Source organism: Ktedonobacter sp. SOSP1-52, from assembly GCF_016587395.1.
In genome coordinates this window covers 692299-717550 of record NZ_BNJH01000002.1, presented here as the reverse complement: position 1 = coordinate 717550, position 25252 = coordinate 692299, and the positions used below count along the sequence as shown (strand labels likewise).

The following is a 25252-nucleotide window of genomic DNA, read 5'->3' as shown; positions in this document are numbered from 1 at the left end:
GAAGATCACTATTTTATGACGGACCGGAAAATTTCACCGCGCCAGAGCAGCGCTGTTTTACAGGCATTTAGCAATGGGGTGACACCCCGTATTGGTCTTGAACATGTCGTGGTGGGACGCAAAGCCGAGACTGAGGCCATGCTCGATGATCTGGACTACCGGGTTCAAAGCGGTGGAGCGAGCTTTCGCCTGCTGGTGGGACCCTATGGCTCGGGCAAAAGCTTTATGCTCCAGGTCATTCGTAACTACGCGCTCCAGCGTAATTTCGTCGTGGCGGATGCCGATCTGAGCGCTGAACGTCGTTTGACCGGGACAAAGGGTCAGGGGCTTGGCCTCTATCGCGAACTCTTGAAGAATATGGCCATTCGGACGCGTCCTGAGGGCGGCGCTTTTGCCCCTCTGCTGGAACATTGGATGAACTCGATCCAGGAAGAAACAATGCGCTCCGCCAATCTGCTCCCTGATGACCCCAGATTTACGCTTTTGCTTAATGAGAAGGTGCAGGAGACGCTGAGTTCGATCAGTGCCTTATCCAATAGTTTTGATTTCGCGCGTGTTCTGCTCCACTACTGGCGGGCCTATCAGGCAGGGGATGAGGTGAAGATGGAACACGCCATACGCTGGCTGCGTGGTGAATACCAGGTGAAGAGTGAGGTCTTTGCCGATCTGCAAGTCAGATCGATGGTGACTGATAAGGACTGGTATAACTACCTCAAGCTCTTCGCTGCCTTCTTTCAACTGATCGGGTACAAGGGACTGATTGTCTTCTTTGATGAAGCAGTCAATCTCTATAAGATCAGTAACGCTGTCTCACGTAACAACAACTATGAGCAACTCTTAACGCTTTTCAATGACGTCAATCAGGGTGTCGCTCAGCACATTGGCTTGATCTTCAGCGGCACGCCTCAACTGGTGGAAGATACGAAACGCGGCCTGTATAGCTACGAGGCGCTACGTTCGCGTTTGCAGGAGAGCCGTTTCTCCCAGAATGGGCGGCGTTCCTTTGCAGGTCCCATCATTCGCCTGGATACGTTGACTAATGAAGAGCTCTTTGTCCTGTTGCAGAAGTTGCGGCATATTCACGCTCTGCATTATAAATACGAGACCACTATCACGGACAACGATATCCAGCAGTTTATGGAAGTGGTGACGGCGCAAATCGGCTCGGCGCAGTATCTGACGCCACGCGAGGTCACGCGCGACTTTATCGCCGTGATGGAGATGATGCGGCGCGACGAAACGCTTACCTTCACGGGTATTGTTCACAAGCAGGAATTTGTCGCCTCGCGCCAGCAGACGAATCCCGAGGAATTGACCGCTCAGACTGAAATTATTGATGACGATTCAGCATTCGCTAGCTTCACCCTATGAGCCAGAGAGACCCCTTTGAACGCTTAGCGCCGTTCATTCAGAGCTATATTTACCGCCATGGCTGGACTGACCTGCGAGAGATCCAGAAGGCCGCGATCCCGGCTATTCTGGATACAAATGAGCATATCTTGATCATGAGTGGCACCGCGAGCGGGAAAACTGAGGCGGCTATGCTGCCAGTACTCACGCTGCTCGATGAAGCACCAGCCGAGTCGGTTGGTGCTCTCTACATTGGGCCGCTGAAGGCACTCATCAATGACCAGTTTGAGCGGATACAGGGGTTATTACAGGAGAAGCCTGATATTCCCCTTCAAGGCTGGCATGGAGACATTGCTCAGAGCCAGAAAAAACGCTTTTTGCAGCAGCCGCGTGGCATTTTGCAGATCACGCCTGAGTCGCTGGAAGCATTGCTGATGAACCGCGCAGGAGAATTGAAAACAATCTTCGGCGATTTGCGCTTTATCATTATTGATGAGATCCATGCATTTCTCGGGACTGAACGTGGCCAGCAGGTACTTTGTCAATTGCAGCGCCTGGAGGGTGCTCTGCGTCGACCAGTGAGGCGCATTGGTCTCTCTGCGACCATTGGTGATACGGCTATTGCCTTACAGTGGCTGGAGAGCAGTGCTCATTTTCCTCTACCAGCTCGTCTGGTAGAGGAGTCAACGCAGGGCCGACGGGTGGAATTGCGGGTGAATCATTTTGTCATAGCCCCTGAGAAGGGGAGTTCCAGGCTGATATGGCTCCAGCTGAGATTGGGATACGTCGCCGTAAGCCTACTTCGACGAAAGTAGTATCATCAGTGCAAGAGATACCAGAGCATGGAGAACTGGAGACTGCCAGCCCTCTCCTCGATCCGCGCAGTGAGTTGCAGCAAGAGATGGTGAGTTATTACCAGGATCTCTACGCCTTGATCAAACGATGTCAGAAAACTCTCATATTCACGAATCGACGAGATAAAGTAGAGCGTCTCGCTGCTGAGTTACGCAGTCTGCTGGCAAAAGAGCAGCCCGGTATGGACTGGTTCTATGTGCATCATGGGAGTATCGCGGCAGACTTACGTGAGGTGGCGGAGACGAAGATGCGCGACACCTCGCTGCGCGCCTGTACCATTGCGACGGCTTCTCTGGAACTGGGTATTGATATAGGGCACCTCGATCTCACGGTACAGGTCGATGCTCCACATACGGTGTCCAGTTTTGTCCAGCGTCTCGGGCGTTCTGGTCGTCGTGGCACTCCCTCGCGCATGTGCTTTTACACCTTCGAGCAACTGGAAAACAAGAAGCAGTTACCAGCTGAATTAGAGCAAGTGCCGTGGAATTTCCTGCAGACGATAGCAATCATTCAGCTCTATCTTGAAGAACAGTGGATTGAGCCACCCGATATTCCCACGATGCCGCTCAGTTTGCTCTATCAGCAAACGATGAGCATATTACGCGCACGTACAGAACTGACACCGGCCCAATTAGCGCAGGCGGTTCTCAAGCTATCGCCGTTCAATGCGATTACCCTAGAGGACTATCGCCTGTTTCTCCAGCACCTTGTGGCCCTTGATCACCTCCAGTTGATGGATGAGAGGACCCTGATTGTGGGGATGAAAGGTGAGCGGCTTTCTGGTTACTACCACTTTTATGCGATCTTTGCCAGTGAGCAGGAGTGCCGCGTTCTGGCAGGAACGCAGGAGGTTGGCATCATTCAGCAGTTGCCAGAGGTCGGTAGTATCATTGGCCTAGCAGGCTATGCGTGGCGAGTGATCTCTGTCGATGAACGAGGTCGAGTGGTGCATGTTGAGCGATCGAAGGGCTCTGTCACGCCAGAATGGTTGAGTATGGGGCGTTTGAGCTACCATGGGCGCATGATGCAGCGCGTTCGCCAGGTATTGCAGGAAGAGACGATATATCCATATCTTTCTCCCCTTGCGCGACAGCGGTTAGCGTTAGCGCGTGAACTCGCCAGGCGTGCCGAATGGCTCAAGAGTAGTGTGGTTCCTCTCGACGAGGGACGTTTTGTGCTGTTTCCCTGGACGGGATCACGTATTCATCGAACGCTTCTGCACATTTTAGCGCATCTGGGTTGGTACAATCGGGATCAGACATACTACATCGAGGTTGTCTATGGCGGGACGGCTACTGCGCTATGTGCCGAATTACACAAGTTGAGTTCCCGTGTTCCTGAACTGGTTGAAGGCAAAGTCAAGGAACTAAAAGATGCCGAGTTATGGCGTGGTAAGCATGATTATCTGACCCCGCGTACCTTATTAGAGAAAGCATATATCAATGATGTGTTAGATATCCCAGGAACTATGTGCTGGCTCGAAACCTGTTCTTAATGCTATGTGAGGATTATATTGCTGAATGGCAAAGAAGACTTGAAGGCAGGTGTAGCCTGGAAGGAGAGGACGGAAGAAAAGTCCAATAAGAGAAGCATCATGGCCCGACGAACCCGGCGTCCCGAAGCGACGCAGAAGATCGCCTTGACGCCGTTGAAGAAGCAATGTGAAGCGTGTGGTCAGCCGTTGGGGGTGGCCTATCACGGCCACCGCGACGTGACCACCCTGTCCGGTCAATGGCATTTGACCCTGGTGATCCACCAATGCGCCCAGCCAGACTGCCCCAACTATCATCAACGTCGGCGCCCCGAAGAGGAAGGGCGCTGGGCCCTGCCGCATGGCGAATTTGGCCTGGAGATCATCGCCTTGATTGGCCAGTGGCGTTTTCGTGAGCACCGCAGTGTGCCGGAAATGCACCAGGCGCTCCAGGCACGCGGGATCAGCATTGCGCAGCGCAGTGTGACCCATTTGATGCATCGCTATGAAGAACTGGTGGCCTTGCGCATCGCTGATCACGACCGGATCAAAGTGCGGCTGCAGAAGCAAGGCCACGTGATCCTGGCGCTCGACGGGTTGCAGCCCGATGTGGGGCCACGCGCGTCCTCTGGATCGTCCGCGACTGCCTCTCCGAAGAAATCCTCTTGGCCCGCCCCAGGATGGATTCCGTAAATGCTCTAATGATCATTCCTTTGTCCCAAATTTGCTTTGACTCTCCAAACAACTAAAAAATCTTTACCGCCTTAAATTACCAAATTTTGGTATTTCTCCTATAAGTGTAAAATGCGCTTCTGTCAGCCAGGCGGGCCTGGATCTTTCGTATTGTGTTATTTTAATGTAGCGGCGTGTAAGCTATCATCAGGTGCAATATGCTAACGGAGATAGTAGGTAAGGACAACGTCCTCTCGGTTGTGACCTAATGCACGTGACACTGCCAGTACTGCATCATGATCGACAACTCCCTGAGGTAGGCGCCCTGAAGCGGGAGGTAAGGGACGGCCTGAGAGATGTTGATAGTAGGCCTGTGCATATCGGCGGCGGTGGGCGTGAATATTGAGGTGTTTGGGCAATTTAGCAAAGATGTGCTCACCTGGAGTACGTCCCTTTATGATCTGAAGAACGTGCTTTTCTCGCCCCGGTAATACTGGTACCCAGCGCTCTTTCCCCCCTTTCCCGCGTCGCACACGGATGTATACCTGCTCCTCATCGTCAAGGACATCGCGAACAAGTACATCCCGCACCTCGCTCCGTCGCAAGCCGGTTGCATCCAGAAAGGCCAGGAGCGACTCCCAATGGTGTGGTTGTACATGACGATTGGGATTGTTTGAATGTCGCGATCGATGAATGGCTTCTCGATGGCGAGGAGGAAGTTCTAGTTGTTTCGCCAGGGTGCCCGACCCGAAAAAGAGGCGAAAAGCTGAACGCTCCGTGGTAAGGGTCCAGGGGCTATAGCCCTGCGCCTTCCGCTCCGAGAGGTAGCTGGTGACAAGTTCATCTGCCCGTGCATCCACTTCAGCGAGCCGTTTGAGCCCATGCACATCCCGGCACCAATGGAGAAAACGCATAATCAGTGCCTGGTAGGTCTCTCGTGTCTGGTAAGAGTGCATCTTCCCATCGGAAAAAGACCAGAAGGTCTCGCCTCGAGCGCGTGCTTGAGCCTTGGCTTCTGAGCGTTTCTCGCCCGGAGCCATCAATTGGTTGAGTCGTTGTATGGCTTCGTAAATAAGCCCTGGTCGTTTACCCATCTCTTTGATACTCGCTTTCGAAAGAGTTCTCGTGTCGCTCTACAAGCCATTTGTCGTGTTGAGAATTTTCCGAAGCTATACCACAAGATGTGGGATGGCAAAAGTGAGGTGACGCTCCGCGATCGGTCTTGGTGTTCTCTCTTTTCTGTTTATTCCTCCATCATGGAGGGAGAGACACCATCCCTCTTGCCTGAACGCGCAAACAGGAAGCCACAGGATGAACTGTAGGCCCTGTCGCGCCAGAGAGCATCGCCACATTGAGATAGTGAATCCATCTCGTATAGCTCCCGCTCTCTACGACATACAACATCGATACAGTTGATTGCCTCTGACCTCCTTTTGCCTCAACGTGGGCAACGAGGCGATCCATACGCTGCTGATTGCAAAATGATCAGCTGCGTACACGGGTCATCTGTGGAGTGACTCAACACAAACACTCGTGTGAGGCTTGGGCAAAGAGGAGAAGAGAAGGAGTGACTCGACAACCCTTTTCCTCTTTGCTGGCACTGCCAGACTGAAGACGATCTGCAATGGTGAGAGAGCAGAGGATTCTTCATATTTCTGGCGTAAGCATGTGCCATGGACCTTGCCCCTGCGCAATGATGGTGGCAAGGCAATCCCGGACATAGCCAGGCTCCATTCATCCAAAGGGGATGAACAGCACTTCCACTCTTGTTGTACCCAAAAACAGCATCTTGGGTCAATAGCGCATTTCCGGGGAGAAAGGAGTGAAAATCCAAGTTGAAGCGTATGTTGTCTGTCTCCTCATCAAGGGCGTGCGTTCTCATGTTAATCGATTGGCTTGTAGAGAGGCTTGAGGACAGAAAGATCTGACAGATGCAAAGGGGAAAACACGCGATTTCTCTCTGCATGCGTTCAACTTCGCCCAAAATCGCGAAGTACTTCGCCCACTATTGGGTGGTTTTCTTCTTCCCTTTTGGGAGGGTTTTTCAGTACACTAGAAGCAGGTCGTGTGGTTCTCATGTGATGCCTCCCCACCCCCCACTATTCTCCACGACCAACAAGCACATGAGGACTGCATGGCCTCATTATGATGAAAGGTAGACAGAACAACATGATCAATAAAGCGAGTATCCTGCAACCAGCGGATGTTCCTGAATATGTTCCTTCCTCTCCTCTAGCAGGTATGGAAGTGCATGAGGAGCAGGTGGTTGCGCAGAATACTCTGCAAATGGTTCCCCTTGCGTTGCTTGAGCAGGTGCAACAGGTGTTTGGGTTCCCACAGGACCGGCGCTGTCTCAATGGGCACGCATTTCTTGCTCACTGGCTTCGTGTGGCGCGCGTCGAACAGATCCTTATTGTCCCTCATGAAGGTCCCCAACTAGTCGCTGTACTCACGATCCAGAACCTTCGCGCTTTCTGTACCTCGCCTTCGCTTGCCTGGCCCTGGTGCTATGACACCACCGCAAAATACGTCTCGGTGTTACAAGCCGCAGGTTTCTTGCTCAAAGTGAAACAGCCCAAAGGCATGGGGACCAACTATTATTTCCCACTGACACCGACGCCCTGTTTGCCAGTATGCGCGGAGCAGGTACAACAGTTATCGGGTCGACGCAAAAGTGTCAGGCGTTCACGCGCGTTACAACGGGTCGCGATAGAGACGGAGACCTCTTGCCCTATAGACACTCATCATGGAAAGGAAGCAATGGACGTGAAATCCCGTTCAGTTCATCTGAGCCTTGTCCCACCTCCTACACAGGAACCAAACGAGCAAGGACATGATCGTTCAATGCAAAGGCATGGCGACCCATCCAGCAAAGATGATCAGGTGGTGCATATGGTTGAGCGCCTGGTGGTGATGATGCAATCCTATGGGATGCGTATCACCCCTGCGGTGAGAGCATCGATGTCTACGATTCTCTGGGAGGAGTTCATCCGCCCGGCGGAGCCGGTCTCACCACAACCGTCTGATGAGAAAGCGTCGATTTCCTCGCCATCGCGAACCCAGATGAGTGTATTGAATGATGTGATGCAGAATGATCGAACAATGAGGTCACAGAAACGTCGACCTTCTTCTCAGGTGGTGGAAGCAGGTCGTCGACCTCAACGTGACGCGTTGGCTCCAGAAGGGAAAAGGACATCTCCATCTGATTCATCGACTCGTGTCGAGAAAACGTCCACGAGAGTGGAAGAACGTCGACCTTTGCCCGACTCGTCGACTCTTGTGGAGGAACGTCGGCCTGGTGCGAACGCGTCGGTGGTTGGAGGAGAAGGTCGACTTCAACCCAAACCGTCGACTTTTGTGGAGGAACATCGACCTTTGGCACAAGAAAATGTCGACCTTTGTGATGCACAAACGCAAACCTATGAGACCCATACACATACACGCGCGCACGCGTGCGCTGAATTCAATCATCTCAATTCTTCTTTTTCACTAAAAAAAGAAATAATTGAGATACATGAAGATGAAATGAGAGAGCAGGGTCCGACAAACAAAAAAGTCGATATTTCATCCAGAGCGCGTATCGCAGAGGAACCAAGTCGACCATCTGCTGCATGCTCTCGCAGAGAAACGGTTGAAGATCCTTCCCATACACTCCCCTCTCCAGCGCAAGATGAGCTCTCTCTTGTTGCCACACATGATGAAGATGAGGCTGATGGTCCTGTGTTCTCACTTAGGGATCAGGTGACCGCGATGAAGGTGGCCTATGAGACGGCCACGCATGAGATGCTTGAGGCGCTGGCGCAAGACTACTCGCAGCGGTTTAGTCAGACCAATGAGAACGTTGGGGTCTATCTCAAACGCATGCATGAGCACCCGGAGTGGCTGCATGTCGCGGCAGTCGATGCTCTGGTGCGGACCTGGTTCCCTGATCCAGGATGTCGTGCTGCCAGACTCGGGGGAGGATGGGTGATCAAGAGATACCGTGCCTATGTCGAGGGGCAGGAAGAGCCTCCAGCCGAATTGGTGGCCTGGGCGCAATGGATCCTTGATGGGGGCTTGTCCTATAACCATCTGGAGTGGGTGCTTGAAGTAGCAGCGCGCAGTGGGGGAATCACACCAGGTGAGGGAAAACGTCCGCTTCCTCACGAGGTGATCATCGAAACAGGAATGTTGCAGGAGTTCTGGGTAGAGGGTGGCGCACGAGGCCTAGAGCGCTACGGATATCTCTTTGTGGATCTTGATGGAGAATTCTTTACCCCTGATGACTACGAGAGGCATCGTCAGGCTGCAGTCAATGAAGTTCTTTCCACCCCCTATGATCCCAGTGATTCCCAGGTGAGGTATGAGATCCAGACGTATCTCGCCTGGGCAGAGTCTCAGCGGCTTCCTGTGGAAGAAGAACAGGCCCTGCTGACCAATTTACCACGCCCTCTGGTGCAATGGGTGAGTGCTCTGGGCAAGCGTATTGATATTGGTCGCTATAGCATTGGTGTGCGCCTAGCACCTCGAAGTCGTCGACGTGTCATTGAAATTATTGAGAGGGGCAATCCAGAACGGGTCTGGCATTTGGCCAACCAGCAGCAGATTCTTGCATGGCTGGAATGGTATGCTCACTCAGCTGTTGTTGTGCCTGAACAGGTAAGAGAAGGCGTCTCCCTCTAAGGGCGGAAGTAGCGCTTTTCTGGACAGCATATGCATGTCGTATATGCAAAAGTACGAGAAATCATGTACTTATCTCAATCTTTTAGAGCCTCTACAAAATGGCCAAAGCTCAAACATAAAAGCTGGTGTGGGGTGAGTGATCTCATTGAGGATTTCTTGTAGCCAAGATTGATGATTATGAAAAGGAGCGGTTATGGAACAGCGTGATGGTATGCCATCTCTTCAGTTACTTTTGACGATTTCTCAGGTTGCCAGGGTGCTGAACCTGGGTCGAACCAAGGTCTACGAATTAATTGAAAAGGAGAACTTACCGGTCCAAAGATTTGGGCGTGCCATACGGGTCTCGCAGGAGGACCTGGTGCTCTGGCTAAAGGAGAGGCAGGCAAAGGATTCTGGTGGAACATGAGCGAAATGCGTATGAGAGACCAACTTTACTAATCACTCTTTATGCGCAGATCCGAATCACATAGGATTTTTGTAGGACGTATGTTCACAACAAATCCTCATCATGGTACTCTAGAGGCCGGTGCAGCTTTGCACTGAGAATAGATTGAAAAGGAGCTTTACCCCATGGCAAGACGAGGCCACGGTGAAGGATCTATCTATCACAGGAATGATGGCAGATGGGCCGCCGCCATCTCCCTGGACAATGGCAAACGGAAAACGCTGTACGGAAAGACGCGCAAGGAGGTGCAGGAAAAACTTAAGAAAGCGCTTCACGAGCAGCAGGAAGGGAGGATGATCACGGCGCCGCAGCAGACCATTAAGCACTACCTTGAGTACTGGCTGGAGGAGGTGCACCGGCAGAGCATTCGTATTCGTACCTATGAGCGGTATGAGGAAATCGTTCGCCTTCATCTCTTGCCGGCGCTGGGGCACCACATGCTACAAAAGCTGGCCCCGCAACATCTCCAGACGTTTTACAACAGCAAACTGCGGGAGGGGCTCTCGGCCACCACTGTGATTAGCTTTCACAATGTGCTGCATAAGGCCCTGGACCACGCTATGCGCTGGAGGCTCATGGCGTATAACGTCTGCGATCTAGTCTCGCCGCCGCGGCGAAAACACATAGAACTGGAGACGCTGAACCTGGAGCAGGCTCAGCAGTTTCTCACCACCGTTCGGGGATGCCCCCAGGAGGCGCTCTTCCTGCTCGCCATCGGGACCGGGATGCGTCGGGGCGAGATCATGGGCCTGAAGTGGCGCGACATTGACCTGGCTACCGGGAAGCTTCAGATTCGCCGGGTGCTGACGCGCATCCCAAGCAGAGTCTCGGGGAAGGGATATATCGAGGACGAGCCCAAGAGCGAGAAGAGTAGGAGGAATATCGTGTTACCCTCTTTTGTGCTGGAGGGTCTCAAACAGCACGGCGTGCGCCAACTGGAGGCGAAGTTGAAGGCCGGGCCGCGGTGGGAGGAGCACGATTATGTGTTCTGCACGTCGGTGGGGACGCATGTAAACCCGGATAGGGATATCCAGGAGCCGTTCAAGAAACTGCTCAAGAAAGCAGGGCTGCCGAATATTCGCTTTCACGACCTGCGGCACAGCGCCGCGACGCTCATGCTGAGTATGGGGGTGCATCCCAAGATCGTTCAGGAGATCCTGGGGCACAGCCGGATCAATATGACGCTGGACGTGTACTCTCACGTGCTGCCGACGATGCAGCAGGAGGCGATGAGGAAGCTCAACGATGCCCTGGGGAGCTAGAGACTGCTTTGCTGTCATTTTTGCTGTCAACGATGCGTTTCGCCAAAAAGGGAAACGCCCTCAGGAACGTCTAGAATGGGCCTGAGAGCGTCGTCCTCATAAGAGGGAGGTGCCGGTGGAGAGATTCGAACCCTCAACCCTTGCGGGATCTGTTTTTGAGACAGACGCGTATACCGTTCCGCCACACCGGCAGGTGTTCGTGATGCAAGGCATATTCATCACTTGCGATGCCTATAATAGCGCATTCACGAACAGAAGTCAAGGGGATCAGACCCCAATTTCTGAGTTTGTTTCGAGCACCTCGTGGTCGAATTGACCGATGGCTCGGAACTTCTCGTAGCGTTTGGCAAGTAGCTCGTCGGTGGGGAGCTGCTTGAGCTCTTCAAGGTTGCGCAGGAGAGAGACTTTCAGCGCTTCGGCTGCCAGGTGGTGGTTACGGTGTGCGCCCCCCAGCGGCTCGGGAATGACCTCGTCGACGATCTTGAAGGAGAGCAGGTCCTTGGCGCGAATGCGCTGCCCCTCGGCCGCCAGGGGGGCCTGGCCTGCGTCACGCCAGATGATATTGGCCGCTGCCTCGGGGGCCGCGACGGTGTAGTAGCTGTGTTCAAACATGAGGATGCGGTCAGCGATGCTGATGGCGAGCGCGCCACCGCTGTTGCCCTCACCAATGACGATGGCGAGGATGGGCACGCGCAGGCGGGGCATGAGATAGAGGCAGGAGGCGATGGCTTCGGACTGGCCGCGCTCTTCGTCCACCAGGGCAGGGGAGGCGCCCGAGGTATCGATGAGGTTGATGATGGGGAAGCCAAATTTTTCGGCCTGCTGCATCATGCGATAGGCTTTGCGATAGCCTTCAGGATGGGGCATGCCCAGGTTGCGATACTGTTGCTCTTTCATATCGCGTCCCTTTTGATGCCCGATGAGCATAACGGTCTGCTCTCCCAGGCGGGCGGTGCCAGCGACAATGGCGTGATCGTCGGCAAAGGAGCGGTCCCCATGCAGTTCAAAGAAGTCATCACAAATATGCTTGATGTAGTCGAGGGTGTAGGGGCGGTTTTTATGGCGCGCGACCTGCACTGTTTGCCAGGCGGTCAGGTTGCTGTAGATCTCCTCGGTACGCTTACGCAGATCATTTTCCAGGCTTTGTAGCTGTTTGGTTTCATCTGGTTTTAAGCGCTCGCCCTTGCGCTGAAGTCCATTGATTTTCTTTTCCAACTCCGCGAGCGGCTTTTCAAAGTCTAGATCATAAGGCATTGTATGTATCTTCCTCTACTTGGCTAATCCTCTATCTAAATGAGATACCAGAACACAAGATGGACGCAAGCAGACTCCCCTTCCTTATTTGGTTGAGGGCGCATACATGGTGAGTAGGCGCGAGAGCGTCTGGCGTAGTTCGTGGCGGTGAACGACTGTGTCGATCATGCCGTGTTCCAGGGCAAAGTTGGAATTGATGGTTCCTTCGGGCAGCTTAATGTGCATAAAGCCTTCAATCACACGAGGGCCGGTGAAGCAGACAAGCGCACCGGGTTCGGCCAGGATCACATCGCCCAGGAAGGCGAAACTGGCTGAGACGCCGCCTGTGGTGGGATCAGTGAGCAGGCTAAAATAAGGGAGTCCAGCCTCACCAAGTTTGGCGAGCGCGGCCGAGGTCTTAGCCATTTGCATGAGGGAGAAGATGCCTTCCTGCATGCGTGCACCGCCCGAGGTAGAGACGACCAGCACTGGCAGTTGGCGCTCAATGGCTAACTCAATTGTGCGCGTAATCTTCTCTCCCACGACGGATCCCATGCTGCCACCCATGAAGTGGAAGTCCATGACGGCCAGGGCCAGGGGCTGGCCATCGACGGTGGCAATGCCGCTGACGACTGCCTCATTCTGGCCGGCTTTCTGCCGTTCCTCGATGAGCTTATTGGCGTAGTCAGGCTGATTGGCCATATTGGCAGGACGGGCAGTAAATTTGAGCGGATCCCCTGGAATCATGGTGGCATCCGTCTCTTCAAAGCTATTGGAATCGACGAGCAGCGTAATACGTTCGCGTGCCGTCAAGCGAAAATGATGGTTACAGCGTGAGCAGACTTTTTGATTCTTCTCCCAGTCGCGTCCATATAAAATCTCTTTGCATTTTGGGCATTTGACAACAATATTGCCCATCGCAGTGAGCGAAGACTGCGCGCGTGCTGCCGAGAAGGTGGCACTGTTCGATGGAGCAGCCGCTTCTTTCACCATACTAGGTCCTCCTGGTTATTCTTGTGTGAAGAGAGCCGCAACGAAGCTCTGTGGATCAAAGGGAATCAAGTTTTCGACCTTCTCACCTGTCGCAATGAATTTAATGGGCACACCCAGGTCGTCAGCGACGGCAAACGCGAACCCACCCTTGGCGGTGCTATCCAATTTGCTAATAATGACGCCTGTCAGGCCAATGTCTTCCGCGAACTTACGCGCCTGCAAGAGCGCATTCTGTCCGGTCGTCGCATCGATAACAATGAGCAGCTCATGTGGGCCATCAGGGATAAACTTCTGGATGACCTTGTTGATCTTTTTAAGCTCCTCCATAAGATTATACTTGGTATGCAAGCGACCAGCGGTATCAACGATCAAGACATCGCTGCCACGCGACTGAGCGGCCTGGATGGCGTCATAGACGACTGCGCCCGGGTCAGCGCTTGGTTGTTGACTGATAACGGGAACGGAGATGCGCTGCCCCCATTCTTTGAGCTGATCAATCGCGGCGGCGCGGAAGGTGTCGGCCGCGGCCAGCATGACCTGGCGCCCTTCGCGCGAGAGACGGTGGGCCATTTTCGCAATGGAGGTCGTCTTCCCAGAGCCATTGACCCCGATGACAAGAATGACTGTCAGGGGAGAGCGTTGTGAGAGGCGAAGTGGGGAGGGATCGCCAAGCAGCATGACCAGTTCTTCTCGTAAGGCGTGTTGCACCTGGGCGCCGGTGCGCATATGCTCGTCTTCGGCACGCTGGCGCAGGCGTTCAATCAGCCAGATGGTGGTGCTGGGACCGACATCTGCGGCCAGCAGCGACTCTTCGAGATCGTCCCACATCTCATCCGTGATCAGATCGGTCTCTTCTACGACTTCACTCATGCGACTAAAGAGCTGACGTGTGCGATTGAGAAAGCCGAAGCGTTGTGGTGATTGTTGTTCTGGACGGGAAGGAGCATCTCCTGCTCGTTCCTGAGCAGGACCCTGATTCTTGTCGTCGGGTTCTTCTTGTGGTTTCTGCCCAAAGAAGCGATTGAACACGTTGTGTTGACTCCTTATGTATCTCTATGCTGAACGTATAAGTGCGTTATGTATAAAAGCAGTCCCTTTACCAGGCGAAGGAAAAATAGATCACTATACTCACCTGGATAAAAGTGAGTGACCCTCTCTTTAGCAGGGAAGCGAAAGAGAGCGACATCTCCCTCGGTTGTGCCCGAGAGCTTCTAGGAGTCGACCTCCACGCCATGATGCCTTACGGCGGGAACCTCAGTCCCCACAGAGTATAACATTGTGGCGCGGAACAGGACAAGAGGGCCAAAAATGCTCATCGTGCAGAACAGCATTTTAGCAGGAGAAACCCTACTAAAATGCAATACACGTCAGTGAGTGGTTGAAACCACCCAAAGACGTGCAAAGCGAAACAACATCTCAGCCCTATTGGCGACCGCTACGATATGAGTGGAGTGAGCCGTCACTGATAGGTTCGTTAATGATGATGTCGCCGTTACGGATTTTTATATTGTACAAGCAGGAGGGGTTGGTGCAGACCCATGCCTTGTACTCGATGGAAGCTCCCTGGCTACCGAAATCCGAAAGCGGAACCAGATCACCTTCACTACATTTGCGACACCGAGGAAATGCGTTTTCCACGAAATCGCCTCCTTCCTTCTCTCTGGAGGGTATATTCGCTTGCCTAAGCTCTTATGCGGAAACCAACGTCAGGCCGCTGTGCCCCGAATGGGGGTGACTAGCGCTTCGTGCTCAGGTTTCCGTATAGGTAGTAACCAGGTTCAAGCGAGGCTTAACAAAAAAGTAAGCCGAGGGGGGAGCCTCCGCCGCTGCATCCGCATCCCCACAGCAGGTCTAATCCATGCCTCTCCTATCATACCACAACTCCATCCCAATGTCAGCAAGTATGTGAAGAAATATTCATGTTCCTGGGAGAGGTGCAAGAGCGCTTCACCAACCAGGCACATAGAAGAGAGGTGAAACAAGAGAACAGACATCCCTGGCTACGCCTTCCCTACTGAGCGTGAAATTGCGAGGACAACGCTCGGAACACCCGCGTTCTTTTGCTTCTTACTTCCAGCATAACAGGTGAAACAACTCTAGTCAAGCATTGCTATCTATTCATGTTACTGCACGCAAGGGCTGGGCAAAAATCCTCAAACATGGAAAACTCTTCATGGAAGAGGTCTACTTTGCTCTATAGCAGTGAGCAGCCAGGAAGGCGTGCTTGAGCACGCATGATATGCCAAATTTTATGTAGACTGAAATTTGGGGTCAATTTTCCCTATAAAAGTGTGTTTGCTTGCCGATAGTATTACTGTTACAGCTTTCTACCAGCTTGCGAGGAGTGAAAGGAGTAAACTATGTCAATGGGGACTAGAGTTTGGCACGTTTCTTGCACTAATAGAAAAGTGGGAGAGCATATCGCGGACGACACGTTAGAAAAAACACAGCCGGGAGAGATGGCGTTTCTAGACAGAGTCATATAACAATGCCAGAGAACTGGTAAGCGCACCCGACTGCATCGCATTACCTAGAGGTCCGTTTTGAGTTTCTCGTTTGCGTCTGTCTGTGAAGGTAGTATGGAAAAAGGAGTAGATGTCGTGGGAGCAAGAGGAAAAAGAGCATCCCAGAGTGTGGATACCGAAGTGACAGTCACGTTGAGCAAGAGAAAGCACACCAAAGACCTGATGGACGATGGCGTGGAGATAGAAAGTGAAAAGGATTTCATCTATGCCTGCGAGGAGGAGGTAGATGGGGAAGAGGACCAGCGTGGGGCGGTCGACGATTCTGTAAAACAGTACCTGAAAGAGATTGGTATGTATCCACTGCTCACCGCCGAGCAGGAGCTTCAACTGGCAGAACGCGTAGCGCGGGGCGATCAGTATGCCCGGCAGCGCTTGATCGAGGCTAACTTGCGCCTGGTCGTCAGTATCGCGAAGCGCTATTCCAACCAGGGGTTACCGTTGCTCGACCTGATTCAGGAGGGCAATATTGGTCTGATGCGCGCGACACAGAAGTTTGATTACAAGCGTGGCTTCCGCTTTAGCACCTATGCCACCTGGTGGATTCGCCAGGCTATCAGCAGGGCCATCGCCGAGCATTCTCGCAGCATTCATATTCCTGTCCACGTCGTAGAACTTATTTACAAGATCAAGCGTATCACACGTCGCTTGTATCAGGAGCAAGGCGTTGAGCCATTACCGGAGCAGGTAGCGGCTGAACTGGGCCTGCCGCGTGAGCGCGTCGTCGAACTCCTCAATGTCTCGGAGCAGCCCATCTCGCTGGATGCGCCGATGGCCGATGATGAGGAGTACCATCTCTCAGATATGCTCGAAGATACCAGCATGGCGCCCACGATTGATGTGGTCTCGCAGCAGTTGCAGCGTGAGCATATCGAGCAAGCCATGACCGTCCTTAATCCTCGCGAGCGCACGATCATTGAGATGCGCTACGGACTAAAAGATGGGCACTCCCTCTCGCTCGACGAGGTCAGCGTGCTCTTCCATCTGACACGTGAGCGTATTCGCCAGATTGAGGTGAAGGCCCTGCGCAAACTGCGCTATCCGGAGCGCTATGAGGGTCTACGCGACCTGGCGCGTGTCTAGCAAGGAGGATAAGAGATGACCCGGACGGGAGAAACGTCCGGGCCTCTTTGTGTCTGGTTAAAAAAACTGTGTGCTACTGCTTCCACATCTTGAGCGCGTTAGTCTTCCGCGACCGCGGCGGGACTTGCAACGCCAGATGCCTGCTCCTGTAAGTAGGCGTGAATGAAGGGATCAATATTGCCAGCCAGGTACGCGGTGGTGTCACTGGTCTCGTGGTTGGTGCGATGATCCTTGGCAATGTTATAGGGATGTACAATCACCGAGCGAATCTGCGTTCCGAAGTCGGCCTGGACATGCTCGCCTTTTAAGCGGGCCGCCTCCTCGTCGTGCTTCTTCTGCTCCAGCTCAAACAGGCGGGCCTTGAGGAGCTTGAGCGCGACTTCCCGGTTCTGAATCTGTGAGCGCTCGTTCTGACAGGTTACGACGATACCGCTCGGAATGTGGCGCATCCGCACGGCGGAGTCAGTTTTGTTGACGTGCTGCCCACCCGCGCCCGTTGAGCGGTAGGTATCTACCTCGATATCTTCGGGCCGAATCGAAATCTCGATAGTGTTTTCGATATCGGGCATGAGCTCAACTTTCGCAAACGAGGTCTGGCGACGGTGTGCTGCGTCAAAGGGCGAGAGACGAATGAGGCGATGTGTACCTGCTTCCGACCGCAGATACCCATAGGCAAAGCGCCCCTCGATCTCAACGGTCGCACTCTTGATGCCAGCCTCTTCACCTTCACTATAGTCATAGATCTGGGTGCGGAAGCGATGTTGGTCCGCCCAGCGCAGGTACATACGCAGAAGCATCTCTGCCCAATCCTGGGCATCGACGCCGCCGCTACCTGCGTGGATACTGAGGATGGCGTTTTTCTCGTCGTGTTCGCCACTGAGCATTAAGGCAAACTCTAACTTCTCGATCTGTTCCTCAATTGGGGGAATGGACTGCGCCACTTCGGCCTGCATATCATCATCTGGCTCCTCTTCCAGCATCAAGGCAAGTTCTTGCAGGTCTTTAAGTTGCGTGGCGAGCTGCTCCCAGGTCGTAACCTCTTCGCGCAGGGCATTGAGTTGTTGCATATGGGCCTGTGCTTTGCGGTTATCAGACCAGAAGTCTGGCTGCATGCTCTCTTCTTCAAGTTGTGTTACCTGGACTGCTTTGGTAGCCAGGTCAAAGACGCACCATAGTTTTCTCGACGCGTCTTTGTAAGCGTTCAATTTGTTGGGTCATTTCACTCATGGTCAGTATTGTAGCATATCATGAGGCGCTGGTGTAGAGGCACCTTTGTCACATCTTAACTGAGCAGGACGTTGGTGAGCAGGAGCGAGATGGTTTGTTGGCTTGAGCGAGACGTGGTGAAGGCGAGGAGCAGGAGTGAGGGTTGACCAGGCAGATCATTTGTAAAATGCAAGGTGCCGGTAAAGCCTCCATTGGGTTGAATGACGATGGCTTCGGTGTTGAGCACCGCCAGGTGGGTCAGGGTGTGGTCAAAGAGGAGGGCCGTGGGAGTGGACTGGTGTGCTGCGGGTGCGCCTGCTTGATCAAGGGTGCCACTGAGGGTGAGGGGTGAACTCGTTGCCATATCCAGATTGTTGTGTTGCAGTGTCAGGCCTGGCGAGGAGGCGGAGGTGACAAACCAGAGTCCATGCTCGTCTGTTTGTATCAGGCGTTGCAGGGTCACATCAAGCTCGCAGGATGGGCTCTCCTCAGTGAGCATCAACTCGGCCTCGCCTGCTGATTGGCGGATCAGGTGTATATGCGTGCTATCTGCGGACCAGTGCAGCAGATTTTGTGCTAGAGAGGCCGCCGTTTTGAGAGGGTCGGACCAGGGCAGGATTGTTCCAGCATTGGCTTGTGTTTGCAACTGTTGCGCCTCGGCACGGCTTAAGACTGGGAAGAGCGCGGGGAATGGCACCTGTATGAATGCGCCATTCTGCCAGCGATATTCGCGGTACATCGTTTGCTGATCTGGTTGCATCAAGAGGTCGTTATCAACGGGAAGTGTGGTATCAAGCTGGCCGATGCTGAGTGAATGGGCCTGAGTAATGCTGGCTGTACCCTGAATCAAGTCGTGAAGTTGAAAGACTGGTATAAGGGTTGGCTGCGAGTCCCAGCCTTGTTGAGAGCAGGTGTAGACATAGACGTCGAGCAGGTGGCGTGGATCATCGGGATGACTCACCTGGACAAAGGTGCTTAGCTGGCCAGGTATGAGGTCACTAGTAATTTGCGTCACTGGTGGTAGTCGTTGTTCAGTAGTCGCTGCAAGGATCTGTTGGTAGTCTGCCTGGCGCAGAAGGTTTGTGCAGGTTAATGGTGGGGAAGCGAAGGACTGAACGGAGCGGAGAAACAGGTAGCTGACCAGGATGCAGAGGGCGATAAACGCAATGACTATGGTAAGCGGATGTGGATGGTAGGTTGTGTGTGGGAGGCGTGTTCCCTTGGTAGGGAGTGTCTGTGCGTTGTGCAACCTGGCTCTTCCCCTTCGCTTTCCGTTAATACCTTCACTTTCTAGTCTAAAGAGGGTGACAAGCGAAATAGATCATTATAGCCAGGGAAACGAGTAGATGCGGCTCTCTAGCAACTCATATAAAATCAGGAGGGGTATCATACTCATTATGCAATGAGCATGATACCCCTCCTGACTCCTGTGAAGTGCTTATCGTGGAGATGTACGCTTCACAAAAGCAAGAATGATAAGCCTAAATATGATACCGGGCCTCTAACCAAGCATATGATTAAATTGCATAATAAAGAGGACCATCGCGACAAGAATAAAGAGCATGCCCACCAGAATGGTGACCAGAGCTGTCGTGCGGCCACGCGAGGTCGCACTCGTCGTGGCAGAATTCTCGGCGGATTGCCCTTGCTGGTAGGCCATGTTCCCCTGGGGGTTAAAGCTTCCCTGAGGTTGCGCAAAGCCTGGATATGAGTACTGACCACCGCTTTGAGGCGCGTTCGCGAACGAAGACTGTGAAGCCGGGTAGCCTCTGCCCATAGGCTGCTGCATGCCGGAGAGACCTGGCTGAGAGATGGGATAGCCTCCTCCTTGAGCATAGGCGTTGCCCTGAGGCTGCATGGTAGCTGGATTGCCTCCCATATTCGTATGCGCGTCCATCATGCTGGTTGCGTCATAGGCATTTTGTGTGCCATAGTTCTGGTCTGCTCCGCGCAGCATGATCGGTTGGGGTCCACCCTGCGAGGGGTGACCGCCAAAGTTAGCCGCCGAGCCACCAGAATAGGGACGAGCCGCCTGTTGTGGTTGAGGCGCAAAGAACGACTGGGACTCAACTGTCTGGTCGTTCGATCCTGTGACATCATAATTCTGGCCGGATTGGCCGTTTTCAACAGCTGCACCACACCGTGGGCAACGGATGGTACCGGGGGCCATTTGCTGACCGCATTGACCACAGAAAACCATGAAAACTCCTTTCAGACCCCGCTCAAACATCGCCGAGATGCGAGGCTGTTCGTGTGATAGTATACCCCATGGTCGGCCCATTGGGAACGGGCACAATCTTCTATTTCAACGGTGACGTACCCTCAAATGCCACGAAGGAGGACTTCCGGGCAACGTCTTTATCGATATTGCACGCACATATTGTATGTAACAACGTTTGAGGTTGCCCATTTGTTCCAACTTCTCTCACAAAAATACCTGCTTGTGAGCGATCTGTGCCTGTCTATATATCAGCGAGAATTTTGGCCATCGCATAGGCGTCAACAAACTGTCCCCGCACATAATAGGCATCTTTCAGCGTCCCCTCGATGACAAAGCCACGCCTGGTATAGAGCGCGATCCCGGCCTTATTATGCGTATGCACGTCGAGCGCGAGGCGGCGCAGATGCAGGGAGCGCGCCCAGTTTTCGACGGCCAGAAAGAGCTGTGTGCCGATGCCCTTGCCGGTATAGGCTTGCAGGATGCCAATGAAGATATGCGCACTATGAGCGGTGCGTCGTACCCGGCCTCGCTCTGCTCCCAGGCAACCAATCAGACGCTCACCATGTTCGGCCATAAAGAGGATGTCTGAGGTCATGTCTTCTTGCTGGTGCGCAAAGCGTTTAAGCAGCTCATCAGGATTATTTTTGCGCTCCTCTGGCTCAAGCAGCATAAATGTTGTCTCTTGATCAAGTTGCCGCATGAGGGCCAGGCATGCTTCTGCATCACTGGCCTGAACAGGTCGAATATAGATCGTCTCTTGGCTTGGTGAGAGCTTATAGTGTATCGAGAGTGAGTCCTGTGCCATTGTGACCTTCCTGCTATGAAAGTGTGTATCGTGTTTGATATTCCCTTGTTGTGTCCTTCTTGCCTTGTGCAGACTATGCACTCCTTCCAAGTGAGATGCTGGCGCCATCAGGCCTGGTTCATCTGTCCATCTACGAATTTGAGTGATCCATCTGCTTGCTGGCTGACGATATAGTAGCCGCTATACATGGTGGTCTGTCCATCCGTGGAGAGGGCTTGCAGGGTGAGGGAAACCTTTTGCCCCTGGGGATCATCGCTGCTACGGATAGTTTGGATGGTGTCTTTGTCAGTCGTAGCAAAGCCATTTTTAAAGTCATCATAGGTTTGATTGATATGGGCCCAGAGATCATAGGCTTGTTGATATTGTTTGGCATTGATGTAGTTGTAGTAATTGTGAACTACGCTCTCGGCCTGGGCTGAGGTCACTGTTGGCGTCGGCGTGGTCTGGGTTGGAGTTGCCGTGGCCTCCGGTGTGTCAGTTGGTTGGGCCGTTGCCGTGTCTGTTGCCTGAGGGGCGGTTGTCGGAGTAGCCTGAGGGGCAGTCGTCGCTGTGGCGTCATTGGCCGTGTTCGGGAAGAGTCTGCCCGAGCCAGCGAGTAAGATGCCCCCAGTCACAAGGACAATCAGAACGGCGAGTATGACGAGTGTTGTGAGTAGCCCATTGCCGCGCCTGGAGGGCTGGGGCTGATAGTATGGAGCGGGCTGAGGGGGAGTGTAGCCCTCTTGTTGCTGCCTATAGGGATATGGGGATGGAGATACTGGATTGTAGGGATTAGAGGTATGAGGAGGAGGCGCTGGATAAGCGGGTGTTGGCCGTGTAGAGGACGGCACGGCACTCGTGGGCGCGTTGTTGCTATAGGTTTCATAGCCTCTCTGATCCTGTTGCGTGCGTGCTGAATAGGCATCACCTGGCTGGTGTTGCGGCATCGCCTGCATCGAAACCTGCGTCTCGTTATTTATGTCATTGGTAGTAGGCGCTTGCTGGCCTACCGGGCTCTCATCGACCGGGGTGCCACAGCGGGGGCACTTCGTCGAGCCGGGTGGTATAAGCAAGCCACATTGACCACAAAACACCATATTGGCTTCTCAAATCCTTTCTCCGAGCAGAGGCTCTCTATTTTTTCTATGATGCCAAATGAAGCAATAACATTTAGGGTATGAATACAATCAGGTGCGTCGTTCTATGATACAACAATCATGTCGGTCGTTTTGAAGTGGAGCTTGGCTACTTTGCGTAGTATGTCTGCCCCATGTTGTGCAACCAGTTCTCGTCCAATGGTAACAATCCGTGGGTTAGAGGCCCCCTTGGGAAGCTCAATCCCTACGCTTCGTGAAAGCTCTGCCAGCTCACGAACAAAGGCGGCGCGTGCCATAATGGAGGCTGCGGCCACCGCTGTATCGTCTTCTGCCCGGGGCCTCTGCTCCAATGTAATCGAGCACCCCGTTTGCCTCAAGGCATCAAGTAAGAGTCGCTCTGCACCAAACTGGTCGACAATAGCCAGCGACGCTGCCACGGTGGGTTGGAGGCGCGTAATAGTATGGGCGTGCGCCTGCGCGAGCAGCAGGTTAAGGTTTGGTGTTGCCTGGTAGAGCCGATTATAGCGCTCGGGATCATAAATCCGCAGCAGGCCCTGCCCGCGACAGATATGCTCTATCTCGCTGGCCATCTCCAACATAACGGCATCGGTGAGGCGTTTGCTGTCGCGCACCCCCAGGGCGAGAAGTTGCTCCTCTGTGTGATTATCCACGTAGAGCGCGGCCATGACCAGGGGACCATAGTAATCTCCTTTGCCTGATTCGTCGCACCCAATGCGCGCCAGGCCTGTGGCGCGTGGTCGCTCTCCTCCTGATTGACTCTTGAGTGCGGGAGCCGTTGTTGCTACCTGTGATGCTATTGAGGCGCTATTCCAGGCTTTAAGCGCGCTCTGGAGCGCACTGGCCTGCCCCTGTACATTAATGCGCCCGGTGGTATAGAGCGTGACTGGCACGTTGATCTTGCCATCGCTGACCATGAACTGGTGCCCACTCTGTACCGCCTTCTCGCTAAGAATACGCCATCCCTGATCTGCAATATAGGTATGGAAGGCAGTAATGGTTGTCTCTAATTTGCTTGTGGGCATCCTCTTTCCTTTCGACAGGGACATGTTGTAGTGTTCGATACCACTGGATTTTTCAGCATTTTACTGGTAAACGTTTCAAATAGCATCTTTGGAGACGTTAGTTGTTCCTATTGTAGCAGGAAGTGAGATTGGCGGTAATATATTTGCTCTTTTTATAGCCCTCTTGACTACTCTTGCCTTCACACCTGCGGTGCTCAGGACTATGTACTTGTCAAAAGGGGCGAGGCGTGCTATTCTCGCACATATGATCTAATTGACGGCGATTTATTTGGCGAAGTGGAGCTATGGCATGGCGCAGGTGGATGAGAATAGTGTGCCGCAGCGAGGGACATTACTGCGCAGGGCACATGAACTGCTTGAGCAGGTTAGGCAACCGGTCGCGGAGGAGCAGTTAATCGAATGTCTCTTTGGGGTGACGGGCGGTGGCAACTCCAATGGCTTCTGGACAATATTATTGCGGCAGACGTTGCGCGGCTCTCCCCTCTTTGAAGCTCTCTCAGTTGGTGATGAAGACGAGATGGGTTCCCAGGAGCGGCTATGGGGCTTGACTGCATGGAAGCGTACGCAGCTTGCGCTTGAAGAGGTAGAGTTTGTAGTGGTGGATACCGAGACGACCGGGCTACGCCCCGGGCCGGACCGTGTGATCGAGGTGGCGGGTGTGCGTATGCGCAATGGCGAGATCCTGGATACTTTTCAGAGCCTGGTACATCCAGAGCGGCGCATTCCTCCCTTTATTGTGCGCTTTACAGGTATTTCTCCAGAGATGCTAGCCGATGCGCCCAAGGCTCGCGATATCATGCCAGATTTCCTGCGTTTTATCGAGGGCGCGACCCTGGTTGGACATAATCTGAGCTTTGATGTCAATTTTCTCACGCACGAAGCCCAGTTGTTGGGCCTGCCCTTTCCTGTTGAGGGCCTGGATACAATTTTGCTCTCGCGGCGCTTGTTGCCGGGTCTGAAGCGCTTCAAGCTGGACATGGTAGCGCAATATTTACAGATCAGGACGCATGATCGGCACCGCGCCCTGGGTGATGCCCAGGTGACGGCCGATGTCTTTGCTCGCTTGATTGAACGCGCAAAAGTACAGGGGATACATACGTTGGGGCAACTGCGCCTGCGCCAGCAGTTGCCCGTGTCCTGGAGTGGGGATATCACCCAGGTGGATGCGAAGATGGCGGCGCGTGGTCGGGCCGACGAGAAGCTTTCGGGTGTGGCGACGCGACCGAACGGGAGCCTCCTGCTTAATCCTGCCTGGCGGCGCAACTTCCCCGAGAAGCCTGGTATCTATCTCATGCGGGACGAGCATGGGCAGGTGATCTATGTTGGCAAGGCGAAATGCCTGAAGGACAGGCTGGGTTCCTATTATAGCCAGCCGCTGGGATACACGCGCAAGATGGATGGCCTCTTGCAGAACGTACGCGAGATCGAGACGAGGGTGCTGGGTTCGGAGCTGGAGGCGTTGCTGGTGGAGTCGCGGCTGATCAAAGAGTTGCAGCCGATGTATAATGTGCAATTGCGCAACTATGAACTCTATCCCTTTATCAAGATCGATGTACAGCATGCCTTTCCCCGGGTCTACGCCACGCGCGAGATCGCGGCGGATGGCGCGCGCTACTTTGGTCCCTTCCGCAGCCGCAGGGTTGTGGATGCGACCATTGAATTGATGCAGAAGATCTTTCCGGTGCGCACCTGTACACGCGGCCTGCCACCAGCAGCGAAGGCTTCTGATCCCTGTTTGCGTCACCATCTGGGGCGCTGTCCCGCTCCCTGTCGGGGTGGCGTAGATGAGGATGAGTATCGTAAAATTATCGAACAGGTTTGCGCCTTCCTGGGTGGTGAGCGAGAGGATCTCTTTGATCGCCTGCGCCGACAGATGTTTGAGGCGGCGCAACAGCTCAACTTTGAGCGAGCCGCCTGGCTGCGTGACGCACTGCGCAGCGCCGACGAGGTCCTGATCGGCCAGCAGTTGATCACGGGCGCCGTTGAGGCCAATAATTTGTTTATTGTCTATCCCTCGTCCGAGCTTGACCACAATGAACTCTTTCTGGTCAGACATGGCCGCTTGATCGCCCAGCAGCGCGTGGCCCATAATGAGCCGGAGACAAAGCTGGCCCTGCGTACTTTGCTGGTTCAGGCGCGTGACTTAGGGCGCCCGCCTGATATTGTGGGTCAGGCCGAGGTCGATCAAATTAATATTATCAGCCGTTGGATTCATCATCATAGTGAAGACCGGGCCTTCTTCCCATTTTCATCTGCCCTGGCAAGCGAGGAGGAGCAGGAGGCGTTGTTCGCACAGATCTGGCAACATATCGGTGCCGAACCACTCTTGCCGCTGGAAGAGTAGCTTCTTCTC

The 25252-nt window shown here is 53.7% G+C and carries 19 protein-coding genes and 1 tRNA gene; 9 read left to right on the top strand and 11 right to left on the bottom strand.

Annotated elements, in window-relative coordinates; genetic code table 11:
* The first annotated feature begins 15 nt into the window (after positions 1-15).
* From JMJ16_RS18825 to JMJ16_RS18810, 4 genes are read left to right on the top strand one after another with little or no spacing between them, the layout of a single operon-like run.
* Entirely contained in the window at positions 16-1371 is a 1356-nt protein-coding gene (locus tag JMJ16_RS18825; RefSeq protein WP_201383956.1) for an ATP-binding protein, read from the top strand.
* Positions 1368-2165: a DEAD/DEAH box helicase gene (locus JMJ16_RS18820; RefSeq protein WP_201383954.1), complete on the top strand. Its 798-nt coding sequence runs from the start codon at positions 1368-1370 to the stop codon at positions 2163-2165. The genes JMJ16_RS18825 and JMJ16_RS18820 overlap by 4 nt, the downstream gene beginning before the upstream one ends.
* On the top strand, positions 2111-3700 hold the full coding sequence (locus JMJ16_RS18815) for a helicase-related protein (RefSeq protein ID WP_236601620.1): 1590 nt from the start codon (positions 2111-2113) through the stop codon (positions 3698-3700). The genes JMJ16_RS18820 and JMJ16_RS18815 overlap by 55 nt, the downstream gene beginning before the upstream one ends.
* Positions 3701-3739: 39 nt before the next feature.
* Positions 3740-4369, top strand: a complete 630-nt coding sequence (locus JMJ16_RS18810) for a hypothetical protein (RefSeq protein ID WP_201383950.1) — start codon at positions 3740-3742, stop codon at positions 4367-4369.
* 200 nt (positions 4370-4569) lie between these two features.
* Here the strand turns inward: JMJ16_RS18810 and JMJ16_RS18805 are convergent, their stop codons facing one another.
* Entirely contained in the window at positions 4570-5442 is an 873-nt protein-coding gene (locus JMJ16_RS18805) for a site-specific integrase (protein ID WP_201383948.1), read from the bottom strand.
* Between the two features lie 1075 nt (positions 5443-6517).
* Here JMJ16_RS18805 and JMJ16_RS18800 point away from each other — a divergent pair.
* The 3 genes from JMJ16_RS18800 to JMJ16_RS18790 all read left to right on the top strand — a co-directional run bounded on the left by JMJ16_RS18800 (position 6518) and on the right by JMJ16_RS18790 (position 10717).
* Complete coding sequence (locus tag JMJ16_RS18800; RefSeq protein WP_236601619.1) at positions 6518-9010, top strand: hypothetical protein; 2493 nt, start codon at positions 6518-6520, stop codon at positions 9008-9010.
* Positions 9011-9203: 193 nt separating this feature from the next.
* A complete protein-coding gene (locus JMJ16_RS18795; protein WP_201383946.1) occupies positions 9204-9416 on the top strand; it encodes a helix-turn-helix domain-containing protein in 213 nt (70 codons plus the stop codon).
* A gap of 164 nt (positions 9417-9580) precedes the next feature.
* The gene (locus JMJ16_RS18790; protein WP_201383944.1) at positions 9581-10717 is read left to right on the top strand and encodes a site-specific integrase; all 1137 of its coding nucleotides are present in this window, start codon (positions 9581-9583) and stop codon (positions 10715-10717) included.
* A 110-nt stretch (positions 10718-10827) separates the two neighbouring features.
* Here JMJ16_RS18790 and JMJ16_RS18785 read toward each other — a convergent pair.
* The 4 genes from JMJ16_RS18785 to ftsY all read right to left on the bottom strand — a co-directional run bounded on the left by JMJ16_RS18785 (position 10828) and on the right by ftsY (position 13972).
* A tRNA-Leu gene (locus JMJ16_RS18785) sits at positions 10828-10908 on the bottom strand.
* 76 nt (positions 10909-10984) lie between these two features.
* Complete coding sequence (locus JMJ16_RS18780; RefSeq protein WP_201383942.1) at positions 10985-11971, bottom strand: acetyl-CoA carboxylase carboxyltransferase subunit alpha; 987 nt, start codon at positions 11969-11971, stop codon at positions 10985-10987.
* An 84-nt stretch (positions 11972-12055) separates the two neighbouring features.
* The gene (accD, locus tag JMJ16_RS18775; RefSeq protein ID WP_201383940.1) at positions 12056-12943 is read right to left on the bottom strand and encodes an acetyl-CoA carboxylase, carboxyltransferase subunit beta; all 888 of its coding nucleotides are present in this window, start codon (positions 12941-12943) and stop codon (positions 12056-12058) included.
* A gap of 15 nt (positions 12944-12958) precedes the next feature.
* The gene (gene ftsY, locus JMJ16_RS18770; protein ID WP_201383938.1) at positions 12959-13972 is read right to left on the bottom strand and encodes a signal recognition particle-docking protein FtsY; all 1014 of its coding nucleotides are present in this window, start codon (positions 13970-13972) and stop codon (positions 12959-12961) included.
* Positions 13973-15576: 1604 nt separating this feature from the next.
* On the opposite strand from ftsY, the gene JMJ16_RS18765 reads away from it, so the two are divergent.
* Positions 15577-16548 (top strand): RNA polymerase sigma factor RpoD/SigA, encoded by a 972-nt coding sequence (locus JMJ16_RS18765; RefSeq protein ID WP_052568352.1) that lies wholly within the window; start codon positions 15577-15579, stop codon positions 16546-16548.
* Positions 16549-16646: 98 nt separating this feature from the next.
* Here the strand turns inward: JMJ16_RS18765 and prfB are convergent.
* The 6 genes from prfB to rnhC form a co-directional block, all read right to left on the bottom strand.
* Positions 16647-17775 (bottom strand): peptide chain release factor 2 gene (gene prfB / locus JMJ16_RS18760; RefSeq protein ID WP_201383936.1). Its coding sequence is split into 2 segments (ribosomal slippage): positions 16647-17708 and positions 17710-17775, totalling 1128 coding nucleotides; the frame shifts between segments, so codons are not numbered across the junction.
* A 55-nt stretch (positions 17776-17830) separates the two neighbouring features.
* A complete protein-coding gene (locus tag JMJ16_RS18755) occupies positions 17831-19003 on the bottom strand; it encodes a hypothetical protein (RefSeq protein WP_201383934.1) in 1173 nt (390 codons plus the stop codon).
* 252 nt (positions 19004-19255) lie between these two features.
* Positions 19256-19954: a hypothetical protein gene (locus tag JMJ16_RS18750; protein WP_201383932.1), complete on the bottom strand. Its 699-nt coding sequence runs from the start codon at positions 19952-19954 to the stop codon at positions 19256-19258.
* A 262-nt stretch (positions 19955-20216) separates the two neighbouring features.
* A complete protein-coding gene (locus JMJ16_RS18745) occupies positions 20217-20780 on the bottom strand; it encodes a GNAT family N-acetyltransferase (protein ID WP_201383930.1) in 564 nt (187 codons plus the stop codon).
* A 107-nt stretch (positions 20781-20887) separates the two neighbouring features.
* Positions 20888-21856 (bottom strand): zinc ribbon domain-containing protein, encoded by a 969-nt coding sequence (locus tag JMJ16_RS18740; protein WP_201383928.1) that lies wholly within the window; start codon positions 21854-21856, stop codon positions 20888-20890.
* 104 nt (positions 21857-21960) lie between these two features.
* Positions 21961-22899, bottom strand: coding sequence for a ribonuclease HIII (gene rnhC / locus JMJ16_RS18735; protein ID WP_201383926.1), 939 nt, complete (start codon positions 22897-22899; stop codon positions 21961-21963).
* A gap of 289 nt (positions 22900-23188) precedes the next feature.
* On the opposite strand from rnhC, the gene JMJ16_RS18730 reads away from it, so the two are divergent.
* Complete coding sequence (locus JMJ16_RS18730) at positions 23189-25243, top strand: exonuclease domain-containing protein (RefSeq protein WP_201383924.1); 2055 nt, start codon at positions 23189-23191, stop codon at positions 25241-25243.
* The last annotated feature ends 9 nt before the right edge of the window (positions 25244-25252 follow it).